This window comes from Roseibacillus ishigakijimensis, assembly GCF_016595415.1.
GTDB lineage: Bacteria > Verrucomicrobiota > Verrucomicrobiia > Verrucomicrobiales > Akkermansiaceae > Roseibacillus > Roseibacillus ishigakijimensis.
This window is the reverse complement of sequence record NZ_JAENIO010000115.1, coordinates 1-805: the sequence shown is the minus strand read 5'-3', so window position 1 is coordinate 805 and position 805 is coordinate 1. Positions and strand designations below refer to the sequence as shown.

Below are 805 nucleotides of genomic sequence, written 5' to 3'. Positions count from 1 at the left end.
AGCGTGCGCTTGGGACTGCACAACGAGCAGGGAGACCTCCAGTCGACAGGCAATGTCACTGTTCCTACCAACCACGAGGTGCCGAGGGTCGGTTCCCTGGTCGAGGTGCGCTACCTCTACGCCTTCCCGGAAAGTCTGGTGGTCTATCAGCCGGTCTATCTAGGAGAACGGACGGATATTGCCGCCTCTGACTGCCGGACTAACCAGCTGAAGTTCAAATCCACCTAGGAGGAGGCTTCCCTCTTATCCAATGAAATCACTCCCCCGCTTGTCTACCAGAGGATGGAGACAAGCGGGTGGAGGGATTTTTTTACCTCATACAAACGCTCCAACTACCAAGTGTCACCAATACATCTCCTATTTGCTGCAGGAGGGCCAGGTTGCTGCGTGCTTCGCACTTCGCAATCCTTCGGACGGCTCCAGCGCTCGGTCCCTCTTGCCCGGCGCTTCGCTTGGGCAAGAGCAACCTCGCTTCGTCGCCACCATGGCCGTCCTGCAGCTGCCCTCTTTGCGGGCGTCGCACCTGAGTTCAAGGGCTCGGACCTCCGGCCCTCGCAAAAGGCAAAGGGCGTATTCCCCTCCGGGCTTCGCCCGGCGGTGATACGCCCCCGCATCACAGTGATAAGCAATTGCACATTTTAAGAACTGCAAACACTTGTTAGTCTTGCTTACTCCCAGACCTCGGCATCTACCGCCCACGGATTGACTTCTGGAAGTGTCCCCGTCATCGTTAAAATAGAGGTGGTAGTTTGTCGGCCCACGCGTGAGCGTGAGGTCGCAAAAACCAAACCAAACCAACTACCGT

The 805-nt window shown here is 57.0% G+C and carries 1 pseudogene; it reads left to right on the top strand.

Annotation, left to right across the window (positions count from 1 at the left end):
- Positions 1–228, top strand: a pseudogene (locus JIN78_RS16800) (DNA ligase); the annotation flags it as partial.
- Positions 229–805: the final 577 nt, after the last annotated feature.